13 protein-coding genes are annotated in these 13,010 nt (G+C 70.1%); 10 read left to right on the top strand and 3 right to left on the bottom strand.

Annotation, left to right across the window (positions count from 1 at the left end; translation table 11 throughout):
• Positions 1-80: 80 nt before the first annotated feature.
• Entirely contained in the window at positions 81-1,295 is a 1,215-nt protein-coding gene (locus tag BM360_RS08515; RefSeq protein ID WP_242653368.1) for a cytochrome P450, read from the bottom strand.
• Positions 1,296-1,456: 161 nt separating this feature from the next.
• Between BM360_RS08515 and BM360_RS08510 the strand changes: the two genes are divergently transcribed.
• Together BM360_RS08510 and BM360_RS08505 are read left to right on the top strand one after the other, a co-directional pair.
• Complete coding sequence (locus BM360_RS08510) at positions 1,457-2,305, top strand: helix-turn-helix domain-containing protein (protein WP_093313306.1); 849 nt, start codon at positions 1,457-1,459, stop codon at positions 2,303-2,305.
• On the top strand, positions 2,305-3,900 hold the full coding sequence (locus BM360_RS08505) for a GMC family oxidoreductase (protein WP_093313304.1): 1,596 nt from the start codon (positions 2,305-2,307) through the stop codon (positions 3,898-3,900). Before BM360_RS08510 ends, BM360_RS08505 begins: the two co-directional genes overlap by 1 nt.
• Before the next feature lie 96 nt (positions 3,901-3,996).
• Here BM360_RS08505 and BM360_RS08500 read toward each other — a convergent pair whose 3' ends face one another.
• Together BM360_RS08500 and BM360_RS08495 are read right to left on the bottom strand one after the other, a co-directional pair.
• Positions 3,997-4,452: a hypothetical protein gene (locus BM360_RS08500; RefSeq protein WP_093313302.1), complete on the bottom strand. Its 456-nt coding sequence runs from the start codon at positions 4,450-4,452 to the stop codon at positions 3,997-3,999.
• An 84-nt stretch (positions 4,453-4,536) separates the two neighbouring features.
• Positions 4,537-5,406 (bottom strand): helix-turn-helix domain-containing protein, encoded by an 870-nt coding sequence (locus BM360_RS08495; RefSeq protein WP_165611254.1) that lies wholly within the window; start codon positions 5,404-5,406, stop codon positions 4,537-4,539.
• A 21-nt stretch (positions 5,407-5,427) separates the two neighbouring features.
• Between BM360_RS08495 and BM360_RS08490 the strand changes: the two genes are divergently transcribed.
• The 8 genes from BM360_RS08490 to BM360_RS08455 are packed head-to-tail and all read left to right on the top strand — an operon-like array spanning position 5,428 to position 12,883.
• Positions 5,428-6,546 (top strand): zinc-dependent alcohol dehydrogenase, encoded by a 1,119-nt coding sequence (locus tag BM360_RS08490; protein WP_242653367.1) that lies wholly within the window; start codon positions 5,428-5,430, stop codon positions 6,544-6,546.
• A complete protein-coding gene (locus tag BM360_RS08485) occupies positions 6,543-7,796 on the top strand; it encodes a sulfotransferase family protein (protein WP_093313298.1) in 1,254 nt (417 codons plus the stop codon). Before BM360_RS08490 ends, BM360_RS08485 begins: the two co-directional genes overlap by 4 nt.
• 1 nt (position 7,797) lies before the next feature.
• The gene (locus BM360_RS08480) at positions 7,798-9,021 is read left to right on the top strand and encodes a DUF1214 domain-containing protein (RefSeq protein WP_093313296.1); all 1,224 of its coding nucleotides are present in this window, start codon (positions 7,798-7,800) and stop codon (positions 9,019-9,021) included.
• 5 nt (positions 9,022-9,026) lie between these two features.
• Positions 9,027-9,431 (top strand): VOC family protein, encoded by a 405-nt coding sequence (locus BM360_RS08475; RefSeq protein WP_093313294.1) that lies wholly within the window; start codon positions 9,027-9,029, stop codon positions 9,429-9,431.
• Positions 9,424-10,290, top strand: coding sequence for a sugar phosphate isomerase/epimerase family protein (locus tag BM360_RS08470; protein ID WP_093313292.1), 867 nt, complete (start codon positions 9,424-9,426; stop codon positions 10,288-10,290). Before BM360_RS08475 ends, BM360_RS08470 begins: the two co-directional genes overlap by 8 nt.
• Positions 10,287-11,405 carry a Gfo/Idh/MocA family protein gene (locus tag BM360_RS08465; protein ID WP_093313926.1) on the top strand — a complete coding sequence of 373 codons (1,119 nt, stop codon included), beginning with the start codon at positions 10,287-10,289 and terminating at the stop codon, positions 11,403-11,405. Before BM360_RS08470 ends, BM360_RS08465 begins: the two co-directional genes overlap by 4 nt.
• On the top strand, positions 11,402-12,154 hold the full coding sequence (locus BM360_RS08460; RefSeq protein ID WP_093313290.1) for an SDR family NAD(P)-dependent oxidoreductase: 753 nt from the start codon (positions 11,402-11,404) through the stop codon (positions 12,152-12,154). Before BM360_RS08465 ends, BM360_RS08460 begins: the two co-directional genes overlap by 4 nt.
• A 54-nt stretch (positions 12,155-12,208) precedes the next feature.
• Positions 12,209-12,883, top strand: a complete 675-nt coding sequence (locus BM360_RS08455) for a TetR/AcrR family transcriptional regulator (RefSeq protein WP_165611253.1) — start codon at positions 12,209-12,211, stop codon at positions 12,881-12,883.
• Positions 12,884-13,010 lie beyond the last annotated feature (127 nt).

The raw sequence follows: 13,010 nt of genomic DNA, 5'->3' as shown, positions 1-13,010 counted from the left end.
ACGCACCCGCGGCGCTGAGTGGACCGGCGATGGCGGGGATGCAAGGCGGGATCGGCCGCGAACTGCGCAAAGAGCGCGCGTCAGGCATCCCACAACAGCGGCAGCGCCTTCAGCATCAGCGTGGCGCCGTTCATCGTCTCGATCGTGGTGCCGGGGGCGATGCGCAGGTTCGGCATGCGCGGCAGCAGATCCTCCAGCATCACGGTCAGCTGGACGCGGGCGAGGTGCGCGCCGATGCACAGGTGCGGGCCCGAGCCGAAGCCGAGATGCTTCACCCGACGGCCATTGCCGCGACCGAAATCCACCGTCAGCGGATCGGGAAAGGCGCGCGGATCGAGCCCGGCGATCGGGGTCGCCGCGCAGATCACGTCACCCTCCTTCATCGCGACGCCGTGATAGTCGATGTCCTTCGCCACCGCGCGGCCGATGAAGGAGATGCCGAAGCGTCGCAGCAGCTCCTCCAGTGCGAAGGGCACGTCCTCCGGATGATCGACGAGGTGGCGGCGATGATCCGGGTTCTCGGCGAGGAAGCGCATGATGTGCGTCATCTGCGAGGTGATCGTGTCGAGCCCGCCGGTGAACAGCATCAGCGTGATGGAGCGCATCTCGTCCAGCGTCAGCGCGCGGCCGTTGATCCGGCTGGCCACCATCGCCTGGAACATGCTGCCGGGATTGCGCGCCGGATCGGCGAGCTGCTCGTCCAGCCATGTCGCGACCCAGCCGGCGGCGGCGATGAAGCCGCGGTTCGTCTCGTCCGCGTCGCGGCCGCGGAAGATCAGCTTGATCCACGACAGGCAATCGTCGCGCAGCGCAAGGTCCGCACCCATCAGCTTCAGGAAGATGTCGATCGGCAGCTTGTAGGCATAATCATCGACGAACTCGCACGCGCCGGGCACGAAGCTGTCGAACAGGGCTTGAGAGAAAGCCCGCGTGTCCGGCTCCAGCGTGGCGAGCGCGCGGGGCGAGAACAGGTTGTTCGCCATGGTCTTGCGGTAGGCGGTATGTTCGGGCGGATCGAAATTGTTCGGGATCAGCACGACCGACTTATCGCGCTTGGGAATGGCGACCGATGTGGCGGTGAACAGATCGTGGCGGCTGAACACCTCGTCGATCATCGCGGCCCGGGTGACGATCCAGTAGCCGCCGAGATCGGGGGAGAAGAAGATGTCGGGCCGCTCGTCCAGCCGGGCGATATAGCCCCAGGGATCGCGGCGGATCTCCGCATCGTTGCGGAAGTCGAACCGCATCACCCGCTCGGGCGGCACGTGCGCGGGAATAAGCGAAACGTCGGTCAATGCGCCTCTCCGAAAGCGTGCGGCCCTTGCCGCTCGGGCCCATGCTGCGGCGGCGCGGGCAGCGCGGCAACCCGGCAGACTTCGTGCATGCGGACATAGTGTGCCGCATCGGCCATGCGCCGCGGCCGAGGCTTGACCGGCCGCCGAGCGCGGCGACATGAATGACGGCCATGGAGAGCGGCCCGATCATCCTCGCCGAACAGCGCGTGCCGATCGGCGCGGCGCAGATCATCGAGTGGCGCTGGCCCTCGCCGCTGGACATCACCGCGTGCGAGCAGCGGCACATGATCGAGGCGTCGCTGCCGCCGCTCGCGGCCGAGGCGATCGCCTTCCTGCCCGATGTCGCGCCGGGGCGGCGGACGCGCGTGGGGCGACTGTTCGTGCGGCCGGCGGGCGTCACCATCCGTTCGCGAAGTTCGGGCGGGCGCATCCGCATCGTCCGTCTGGCGGTGGAGCCGCAGGCGTTCGAGGCGCTGACCGGCGACACGCTGCCGACGGGGGAAGGCGTGCTGCGCGCCGGGCTCGACCTGCGCGACGGGCGCGTCCACTGGCTGATGGCGCGGCTGCGCGCCGAGCTGGAGGCGCCCGGCTTCGCGCACGAGGCGCTGGTGGAAAGCTATGCGCTGTCACTGGCGATCGAGACGGCGCGCACGCTAGGCGGCATTGCCGAGGCGCAGCATGAGGCGGGGCGGCTGGCGCCGTGGCAGGAACGGCGGGTGGCCGAGCGGCTGGCGGAGCCGGGTCCGCCCCCTACCGTAACCGAGCTGGCGGCGCTGTGCGGCGTCAGCGTGCGGCATTTCGCGCGCCTGCAGGGGGGCCAGGCGGCGGCGCGGATCGGCGCGGCGCGGATCGCGCAGGCGTGCGACCTGCTGCTCGACACCGCTTTGCCCATGAAGGTGATCGGCGCGCAGCTCGGCTTTGCCGGGGCGGGCAGCTTTTCCGCCGCCTTCCGCCGCGCAACCGGCCTCACGCCCAGCCAATTTCGCCAGACCGGCGGACGGCGGCATTGATGCGCCCGAACACCACCCACGATTTCGTCATCATCGGCGCAGGCTCGGCGGGCTGCGTGCTGGCCAACCGGCTGTCCGCCGACGGCCGCACGCGCGTGCTGCTGATCGAGGCGGGCGGGCGCGATCGCAGCGTGTTCATCCATGCGCCGGGCGGCCTGCTGCCGATCATGCACCAGGGCTGGTTCCAGTGGATGCATGTCAGCGTGCCGCAGGCCCATGCCGGCGGGCGGCAGATGTACACGCCGCGGGGCCGCGTGCTGGGCGGCTCCTCCTCGATCAACGGCATGGTCTATGATCGCGGCACGCGCGGCGATTATGACGGCTGGCGCCAGCTCGGCAACGAGGGCTGGAGCTATGACGACGTGCTGCCCTACTTCCGCAAGCTGGAGGATTACCGGCCGGGCGCGGACGAATATCATGGCAGCGGCGGGCCGGTGCATGTCAGCCGGCCGGGCATCCAGCATCCGCTGGCGGTGGCGTTCAGCGAGGCCGCGCAGGCGGCGGGGCTGCCCTATAATCCGGACTTCAACGGCGCGACGCGCGAGGGCGTCGGTCCGGCGGACGTGACGGCCTCCGCCGGCCGCCGCTTCTCCGCCGCGCGCGCCTATCTCCGCCCGGCTGCTAAGCGCCGCAACCTGGAGGTGGTGACGGGCGCGCATGTCGAGCAGGTGGTGATCGAGGGCGGGCGCGCCGTCGCGGTCGATTATCGCCGCGGCGGCAAGACGGTGCGCGCGGCGGCAGCGCGCGAGGTGATCGTATCGGCCGGCGCGATCCATTCGCCGCACATCCTGATGCTCTCGGGGATCGGCGAGGCGGCGCAGCTGAGCGCGCAAGGCATCGCCGTGGTGCGCGATGCACCGGGCGTCGGGCAGAATTACCGCGACCATGTGGCGGTGACGGTGAAGCAGGAATCGACGCTGCCACTGTCGATGTGGAATTTCTTCCACCCCGTCGCCGCGACGCGCGCTGTCGCCGATTTCGTGCTGTTCCGCAAAGGCCCGCTGGCGCGCCCGCCCGCGGAGGTGACAGCCTATATGCGGCTGCTGCCCGGATCGGACGCGCCCGACATCAAGATGCAGTTCGTGCCCGCGCTCTACGAGGCGATGGGGCGCAAGCTGATCAACCGTCACGGCTATTTCGTCCATGCCGATCTGCTGCGGCCGGAGAGCGTGGGAGAGATCCGCTTGGTCTCGCCCGATCCGATGACGATGCCCTCGATCGACCCCAACATCCTCGCAACGCCCGGCGACATGGCGATGGGCCGCGCCACGATCCGCGCGATCCGCCGCATCTTCGCGCAGGCGCCGTTCGATCCGATGCGGGGCGAGGAGATCGCGCCCGGCGCCGACCGGCAGGACGACGACGCGCTCGACGCCTATCTGCGCGAGACGGCGACGTCGGACATCCACGCGGTCGGCACCTGCCGCATGGGGCATGACCCGCTGGCGGTGGTCGACCCGCAGCTCCGCGTGCACGGCGTTGCGGCCTTGCGCGTGGTGGACGCATCGGTGATGCCGCGCGTGCCGGGCGGCAACACCAACGTGCCGGTGATGATGGTGGCGGAAAAGGCGGCGGAGATGATCCTGGCGGGATAGGGATCAGGCCGTGAAGATCGCGGCAGCGCTGAAAGGCGGACCGGGGTCAGCCTGAACTCGCCCGATCCCCCGCACGCGAACGCTCGATCGCGATAGCTACAGGTCGGAACAGCGGATCCGGGTTCCTACCATCTCGACGCGCATGCGCTCGTTCGGCCCGGCCACGAAGCTATGGGCGGTGCCATCCTTCAACCCCAATGTGAAGCGCAGAGGGCCTTCCATTGTGCAAGCCGCACCCGGGCACATCGTTTTCAGACGCTGCTGTTCATCCGGTGTGTCGTCGACCGGCTCCAATTTCATGCTGAAAAACGTGCTGCCACCGGTCAACCAACGCTGCCCGACGGTCATCGTCTGCATGTCGAACGCACGACGGGTTCCGTCCACGCGCTTTTCCTTCATCGGCAGTTCGGCTGCCATGCGCTGGCAGAAGGAGGGCGCTGTCGGCGTCGATGCGGCCGTTGTGGCGAGAGCAGCGATTCCGGCCCAAGCAGCTTCGATCATGACTTCGTCCCCGATGTCGCTGCTGGACGATCCGATCAGCGCCGTGACCACAGATTCCCCGGAAGATAGCTAAACGGCAAGGCACGTAAAGGGCCGGTCGCGGACGGCAGCCAACGTAGCCATGATGGAAATCGTCTAAATCCCTCCACGCCGCAGCATTGCCGGCGTCATCCCCGTCGCGCGGCGGAAGGCGGCGCCGAAGGCGCTGGGCGTGGCGAAGCCGAGGCGGTGGGCGATGGCGGCGAGCGGCAAGTCGGTGTGCGTCAGCAGCGCGCGCGCCTGGCGGATGCGGAGGGCCGCGCCGTGCGCAGCGAGCGTCGTGCCCGTGGTCGCGGCGAAGGCGCGCGACAGGTGCGAGCGGCTGATGCCGCAGAGCGCCGCCAGCTCGGTCGTCGTCGGCCAGTCCCCCGCGGCGTCGGCCAGCCGCGCCTCAATGCGGCGGAGCTGCCAGCCGGCGAGGCCGCCTGTCACCCGTTGAGGCGCCGGCGGGTGGAAGACGCGCCCGATCTCCACCGCCAGCAGCTGCACCAGCGCCTCGATGGCGAGGGCACCGGCGAAGCCCGGCGTCCGCAGCTCCGCCAGCAGCCGCGCCGCCGCATCGCCGACCCCGCGCGACTCGATCGCCGCGCACCGGCGCAGGCGCGCATCGTCCCAATCCTCCTGCGGCACCGCGCGCGCAAAGAAGGCCGGATCGAACCGGCAGGTCATGATGGTGAGCGCGCCGCCATCGCCGCGCGAATGCATCGGCACGCCGCCCGGCCGCAACATCAGCCGCCCGACGGGGTGCGGCTGCGCGCCCTCGAACCGGACGATGCCGCGCGCGCCCCCCGCCCGCGGCTCCACCGCGGAGAAGATCGGCGCGGGATCGAGCTCGTGCATCGCGCTGGGGCGGGGCAGCTGGTAGCGGCGCAGCTCGATCCGCGCGGTGGCGACCTCCGCCAGCGCCTCCACCTGCCACAAAGGCGGTGCGGCCGATGTGCCGGAAGCCGGGAGCGTCTGGATCACAGCCACGCGATAACAGCACAGATGCGACATCGCCAGCACTGGTCGATCCGCGTCGATGGCGGCATGATCCGCTACGACAAGAAGAATGGTCGGAGGGGTGGCATGCGCGTGATGCGGAGCGCACGGGTGCACGGACCGGGCAGCGTCAGCGTCGACGCGGTGCCCGTGCCGGCGATCGGGGCAGGGGACGTGCTGGTGCGCGTGCGTGCCTGCGGCATCTGCGGCAGCGATCTCGGCTATATCGCCGCAGGCGGCCTCGGCGGCGGCGTGCCGCTCGCCGAGCCGCTGACGCTGGGGCATGAGTTCGCCGGCGTCGTCGAGGCGGTCGGGCCGGGCGTGGATGGCGTCGAGCCGGGCCTGCGAATCGCGGTCAATCCCGATGCGGGCTTCATCGGCGGGGGCGGACCCGATGGCGCGATGGCGCCGCTGATCCGCGTGCAGGCGGCGGCGCTCGGCTCCACTCTGTTCGCGCTGCCGGATCATGTCAGCGACGAGCAGGGGGCGCTGGCCGAGCCGTTGTCGGTGGCGCTGCACGGGCTTCGCATGGTGGACGCCAAGCCCGGCGACAAGGTGGCGGTGCTGGGCGCGGGGCCGATCGGCCTGTGCGCGGTGGCGATGCTGCGGCATCTGGGAATGCGGGACATCGCGATCGTCGACCGGGTGCAGAGCCGTCTTGACCGCGCGCTGGCGCTCGGCGCGACGCTGGCGGTCAACACGGCGGAGACGGACCTCGCCGATGCGCTGGCGGGCCTGCACGGGGAGGGCGAGCGGTTCGGCACGCGCTTCGTCGGCACCGATCTGTTCGTCGATGCGGCGGGGGCGGCACCCTTGCTGACGGACGTGATCGCGGTCGCCAAGCTGCGCGCGCGGATCAGCGTGATCGCGCTCTACAAGAAGCCCGCGCCGATCGACCTGTGGAAGGTGATGGCGAACGAGATCATGCTGACGGGCTCCATCGCGCTCGACCGGGCGGACGAGTTTGGCGAGGCGCTGGCGATGATCGGCGAGGGCAAGGTCGATCTGGCGCCGATGGTCAGCCACCGCTTCGCCTTCGACCGGTTCGACGAAGCGATTGCGGTGGCGGGCGATGCCGACCGCTCCGCCAAGGTGATGCTGCACTTCGACGGGGAACCGGCATGAGCGCGCCCGACATCCTGATCGACGATCTCGCCGATCCGCGCATCACGCCCGCCATTGCCGCCGCCCGCGAAGGTCCGGCGGCGTTCGATGCGGAGATCGACGCGGACGGCATCCTCGCCGCCGCGCGCGCCGCGACTGCCTTGAGCGATTTCGGCGACGAGGGCCCGCTTCGCCATCGCTTGAACGTGCTGGTGCAGGCGCTGCGCGAGGACGAGGGGCTGACGCGTGGCGGGCGGATCACGATCCTCGATCATGCCATCCGCGTCATGGCCAATCGCCTGCGGATCGAGGATCTGGTGAAGCGCCACCCCGAGATCCTCGACATCCGGATCGACCGTCCGATCATCATCGCCGGCCTGCCGCGCTCCGGCACGACACACCTGGTCAACTGGCTGGCGCGCGACACGCGGCTCCATTCGCTCACCCTGTGGGAATCGGAGGAGCCGGTGCCTGCCGCCCCGCCGCCTGCGGACGGCCCCGATCCGCGCGAGCAGCGCTCAGCCGAATTCTGGGGGCACTTCGAGGCGATGCTGCCGCACATGGCGGCGATGCACGGCATGGATGCGGCGTCGATCCATGAGGATAACGAGCTGCTCTACATGGATCTCGCCTGCTATAGCTGGGAGTTCCAGACGCGCATTCCCCGCTGGATCGACGATTATTTCTCGCGCGACCGGACCGACAGCTACTTTTACGAGAAGAAGGTGCTGCAGGTGCTCAGCTGGTTTCGCGGCGGCAAGGGCCGGTGGCTGCTGAAATCGCCGCAGCATATGGAGAATCTGGCTGCGCTGAAGGCGGCGTTTCCCGACGCGACCCTGGTCGTCACGCACCGCGATCCGGTGGCGGTGCTGCGCTCGCTGACGACGATGCTCGGCTATGGCGACCGCATCCGCCGCGATCCGACCGATCCACCAGGCCTCGCGCGGCACTGGGCGGCGCGGATCGAGCGGCTGCTGCGCGCCTGCATCGCAGAGCGGGATGCGTGGGGGCCGGAGCAGTCGATCGACATCCTGTTTCACCAATATATGGCCGATCAGGAAGGCGTGCTGCGCCGCGTCTATGATCTGGCGGGGCTGGACCTGACGGCGGAAGCGGAAGCCGCGCTGCTCGGCTATCTCGCCGAGAATCCGCGCAACCTGCACGGCCGCGTGATCTACGACCTCGAAGGCGTGTTCGGCGTGGACGTGGCTGCGCTCCGCCAGCGCTTCGCCTTTTATTACGACCGTTTCCCTGTCGCCCGGGAGGATTGACATGACGCAAGCCGCCGAACGCCTGCTCTCGGGCGCTGCGTGGGAGGATTTCTGCGAGGTGCTGAAGGTGGCGGGACGCCATCTCGACACGTTCGGCGATGCGCCGTCCGATCTCGACCGCGCCGAATATTATCGCTTCCTCACCCGCCTCGCGCGATCCAGCTTCGAGCGGCTGGTGGAGAATGGCGAGCCGACGCGGCCGCGGCTGCGCGACATGGTGTGGCGCCAGTCGATCAACGTGCAGACGGTGGATCAAGATCACCTGATGTGCCAGTTCGACGAGGCGCGCGATTACCGCATCACCGGCACGCGCGGCACCATCCCCTATTTCGTCATGGCGGTGCTGTCCGCCCCCGCCCCCGCCGATCCCGGTTCGCGCGACTGGGCGGCGGAGGGTTTGGCCGGCCTCAAGGCGTTCGATCCGTCCAACCTGAAGACGCAGGGCTTTCTCGGCAGCCAGCAGATTGCGGTGGCGGACGACGGATCGTTTGAGGTGATCCTGTCGCAGAACGATCCCGGCCCCGGAAGCGCGTGGCTGAAGCTTGCGCCCGACACCAACTGCATCCTCATCCGCCTGGTCTGGAGCGACCGCGCGACCGAAGTGGCGCCCGCCATGACGATCGAGCGGATCGACCATGCGCCCCCCGTTCCGCTCACCCCCGAGCTGATGGCGAACAACCTTGCCTGGGCGGGGCAGGCGGTGCTCGGCTATGCGGAGCTGGTGCGCAACTGGTGGCAGGGCAACCAGGGCAATTTCGCGAGCAAGCTGAACCGGCTGGATTATAGCCGCGCGCAATATCTCTCCAATGGCGGCGTGCCCGATCGCCACGTCGCCTTCGGCGGGTGGGAGAAGCCGCTGGACGAGGTTCTGGTGCTCGAATTCACGCCGCCGCCGTGCGAGTACTGGAACTTCCAGCTGTGCAACATGTGGCAGGAAAATCTCGACACGTTCGAGGACGGCAATGGCTGGGTGAACAATTACGCGCATGTCGCCGAACCCGATGGGCGCGTGCGCATCGTCATCGCCGAGCGGGATCCCGGCATCGGTGGCAACTGGATCAACAGCTTCGGGCACGACAAGGGCATCTGGGGCCTGCGCTTCGTCCGCACCGAGACGACGCCGCCGGTGAAGCTGTGGCGCGTGCCGCTCGCCGCGCTGGAGCGGGGCGACAATGACGTGCTGGCGGCGCACCGCGCGGTCGACACCGGCCAGTTCGTGGATTGAGCGCGATGGCCGTCCTTGCGCTCGACCATGTCAACATCCGCACCGCCGACGTGCCCGGCACCGCGGCCTTCTTCCGCGACGTGCTGGGCCTGCGCGCCGCACCCGCACCGGGCGTGAAGACGATCGAGGCGGCGTGCTGGATCTACGATCCGGCGGATCGCCCGATCATCCACATCGGCCCGGTGAGAGCGACCTATCCGAGCGACGGCGCGCACCCCTTCGCCGCGGCGCACGGGGGCGGCGCGGTCCACCATGTCGCGCTGGAGTGCGACGATCTGGCCGGCATGCGAGAACGGCTGGCGGCAGGGGGCCACGCTTACACGCTGAACGACATTCCGCAGATCGGCCTGACGCAATTGTTCGTGGCGGAAGCGAACGGCATCCTGCTGGAGCTGAACTTCCGTGGCTGACGCACTCGGCCCCGCCGATCTCGTCTTCTGCTCGCCCCCGCGCGACGACGTGCCGCTGCTCGACCGGCTCGGTCCCGTCGCGGCGGCGGGCTTTGCCGGCATCTCGCTGCTGCCGGGCGACATATGGCGGCTGGAGGAGGCGGGCATGCCCGCCGCCGAGATCGCTGCCCGCATCGCGGATGCGGGGCTGGCGGTACGCGAGGTGGATTGCATCGCCTGCTGGCTGCCGTCGCACGATCAGGCGGTGCGCAGCCCGATGAACGACCTGCTGCAGACGCTGACGCCCGAGCGGGTGATCGCGGCGGCGGCGCGGATCGGGGCGCCCTCGGTCGTCGTCGTCGAGATGATGGGGACGGCCGCGCCCTCACTCGACGAGGCGGCGGCGGCGTTCGCGCGGGTGTGCGATCTCGCCGCCGAGCATGGCCTGAAGGCGCAGATCGAGGCGCTGCCGCCCGGCAACATCAAGTCGGTGCACGGCGCGGCGCGGATCGTCGAGGCGGCGGGCCGCGCCAATGGCGGGCTGACCGTCGATACATGGCATCTCTTTCGCGGCGGATCGACGCTCGCGGATCTCGCCGCGATCCCGCCGGGGCGCATTCACACGGTGCAGATCAACGACGCGCCCGCCACGCCCGCGGACGACCTGCTGCGCGAGACGATGAATGCGCGGCTGCTGCCCGGGGAGGGCGATTTCGACCTTTTGGGCTTCGTCCGCACGCTGGACGCGATCGGCAGCACCGCGCCGATCGGGGTGGAGGTGTTCCGCGCCGGGCAGGCGGGCACGCCGATCGGCGAGACGGCGGACCAATGGATGAGGGCGGCGCGCGCGCTGCTCGGGCAAGCAAGGGGAATGGCATGAGTGAGCCAATCGGCGCGGTGGTGGTGGGGACGGGCTTCGGCCTGTTCGCGCATGTGCGCGCGCTGCGCGAGGCGGGGCTGGAGGTGCGCGCCATCGTCGGCCGCGATCTGGCCAAGACGCAGGCGCGCGCCGCGCCGCTGGGTATTCCCCGTGCGGTGAACCGGCTGGGCGATGCGCTGGACGATCCGGCGATCCGCCTTGTCACCGTCGCCACGCCGCCGCATGCGCATTATCCGGCGGTGATGGAGGCGATTGCGGCGGGCCGCCACGTCGTCTGCGAAAAGCCGTTCGCGCGCGATCTGGCCCAGGCGCGCGAAATGCTGGCGGCGGCGGAGGCGGCGGGGATCGTCCACCTGCTCGGCGCCGAATTCCGCTTCGACAGCGCGCAGGCGCTGCTCCGCCGCGTGGTGAAAGACGGGCGCATCGGCGATCCGCTCAGCTTCCTGCGCATCTATCACCAGCCGGGGCTGCAGGACCCGGACGAGCCGCTGGCCGAATGGTGGGAGGATGCGGGCCAGGGCGGCGGCTTTCTCGGCGCATTCGGCAGCCACATGATCGACCAGGTGCAGTCGGCGCTCGGCCGGATCGAGCGGGTGAGCGCGGTGCTCCAGACGCTCGCCCCCGGCCGCCCGCAGATGACCGCGGACGACAGCTACACGCTCCAGTTCGTGACGGAGAGCGGCGCCAAGGGGCTGCTCGTCGCGGCGATGGCGGCGCCGGGGCCGCTCGTCATGGCGACCAAGCTGGTCGGCACCGGCGGCGCGGCGTGGATCCAGAGCGGCGCGGCCTATGGCGAGCCCGAAGAGGTGTGGATCGAGCGCGGCGGCAAGGCCGAGCGGGTTGAGACGCCCGCCGACCTCGTCAATCCGCCGCCGACGCCCTTCCCCCATGCCGAGCTGATCCAGACGGAGATGGATCGCTGGCACACGTCCGGCTTCGACGTGGCCCCCTATGCGCGCCTGTTCGCCGAGGCGAAGGCGCGGATCGAGGAGCGGGAGCCCGCCATCCCCGAGCGCGCGGGCACGTTCCGCGACGCCGCCGAGGGTCAGGCGGTGCTGGATGCGGCGCGCCGCTCCTCGGCTGACGGCGCCTGGGTGGAGGTGGAGCGGGTATGACCGGGCCGACATGGGATTTCACCGGCGCGCGCGTGCTGGTGACGGGCGGCACCAGCGGCATCGGTGCGGCGGCGGCAGCGGCCTACCGGGCGGCGGGCGCGGAGGTGACGATCACCGGCACGCGCGGCGGCGCGGCGGACTATGATGCAGACCTTGCCGGCTATCGCTACCTGCAACTCGACGTGGAGGACGGCGCCAGCATCGACGCAGCGGCGGCGGCGTGCCCCTCGCTCGACATCCTCGTCAACAATGCGGGCATCGCGCTGCCCAGCCTCGGCCTCGATGAATATGAGCCGGAGGTGTTCGCGCGCGCGGTCAACATGCTGCTGGTCGGCGCTTTCCGCATGACGCGGCAGTGCCGCGATGCGCTGCGCGCGAGTCAGTGGGCGGGCGGCGCGGCGGTGGTCGGCATCGCGTCGATGAGCAGCTATTTCGGCATCCCCATCGTGCCCGGCTATGGCGCGGCGAAGACGGGGCTGGTCGGCCTCACGCGCACGCTGGCGGCGGCGTGGGGGGCGGACGGCATCCGCGTCAATGCGGTGGCGGCGGGGCTGACGCGCAGCGGCATGACGGCGGGCACCTTCGCGCAGGAAGCATGGACCGCGCCGACGCTGGCGCGCACCCCGCTCGGCCGCCTGGGCGAGCCCGACGACATCGCGTCGGCGATCCTGTTCCTCTCCAGCCCGGCCGCCGCGTGGATCACCGGGCAGACGCTGGCGGTGGACGGCGGCTACACCGTGTCGGGCTGAGAACCGCCTTGTCGCGGCGGTTGCGTCCGGCCCCGGGGGGCGTAAGGTGAAACGGTGCCAAGCCAGCTTCTCGCCAGCGCCGCCGCAGAGCCGGTGATACGCGGTCGCCGCGGGCGGCCGACGCGCGAGCGCGCCGAGGCGATCGACCGGCAGGTGGTGGAAACGGCGCACGCCATGTTCCTCGAACATGGCTATGGCGCGACGGCGATGGAGGCGATCGCGGCGCAAGCGGCCGTCTCCAAGGGCACGCTCTATGCGCGCTATCCGTCCAAGGCCGACCTGTTCGCCGCGGTGGTGGAGGATCGCGTGCGCGTCTGGTCCGCGCGTGCGGCGCGGCGGGATGCGGAGCTGCCGCAGGGCCTGACGGGGCGGCTGGAGCATCACGTCCGCGCCGCGATCGAGAGCATGGCCGATCCCGACGTCGCCGGCTTCAACACGATGATGCTGGTCGCGCGGGCGCAATTCCCGGAACTGGCGCAGATCTACTTCGATCGCGCGGTGCTGCGCCATGTCGAGGTGGTGCGGCGCGGCATCGCCGAGGCCGCGATCGACGGGCCGGTGTGCGACGATCCGGAGGCGATGGCCTTCGCGCTGCTGGAGGCGGCGATGGGCTGGTCGTGGATGCGATCGGCCTGCGGCGGGCCCGAGCAGAAACACTGCGTGGCCGAGGTGGCGCGCGATATCGTTGCGCGTACGCTGCGCGGCTTCGGCCTGCCCGTCGGGCAATAACCCTGCGGAACGCGCGTAATCGCGCGGGACGAGCATGTTTACGGACGCATCGTGCGGCTTTGCTTGGGGGCTTCCAACCACATCTACTATCGACGCTGCGGAGCATCTGCTTAAAACCCCACCATCA

It is taken from the genome of Sphingomonas jatrophae (assembly GCF_900113315.1).
Taxonomy (GTDB): domain Bacteria; phylum Pseudomonadota; class Alphaproteobacteria; order Sphingomonadales; family Sphingomonadaceae; genus Sphingomonas_P; species Sphingomonas_P jatrophae.
Note: the sequence above shows the minus strand (reverse complement) of the source record. Positions and strands in the feature narration are given on the sequence as shown.

Coding starts and splice junctions, on each gene's coding strand:
- BM360_RS08510 (WP_093313306.1), top strand. CDS start 1,457: ATGACGGCCATGGAGAGCGGCCCGATCATCCTCGCCGAACAGCGCGTG.
- BM360_RS08465 (WP_093313926.1), top strand. CDS start 10,287: ATGAGTGAGCCAATCGGCGCGGTGGTGGTGGGGACGGGCTTCGGCCTG.
- BM360_RS08460 (WP_093313290.1), top strand. CDS start 11,402: ATGACCGGGCCGACATGGGATTTCACCGGCGCGCGCGTGCTGGTGACG.
- BM360_RS08485 (WP_093313298.1), top strand. CDS start 6,543: ATGAGCGCGCCCGACATCCTGATCGACGATCTCGCCGATCCGCGCATC.
- BM360_RS08490 (WP_242653367.1), top strand. CDS start 5,428: ATGCGACATCGCCAGCACTGGTCGATCCGCGTCGATGGCGGCATGATC.
- BM360_RS08505 (WP_093313304.1), top strand. CDS start 2,305: ATGCGCCCGAACACCACCCACGATTTCGTCATCATCGGCGCAGGCTCG.
- BM360_RS08480 (WP_093313296.1), top strand. CDS start 7,798: ATGACGCAAGCCGCCGAACGCCTGCTCTCGGGCGCTGCGTGGGAGGAT.
- BM360_RS08475 (WP_093313294.1), top strand. CDS start 9,027: ATGGCCGTCCTTGCGCTCGACCATGTCAACATCCGCACCGCCGACGTG.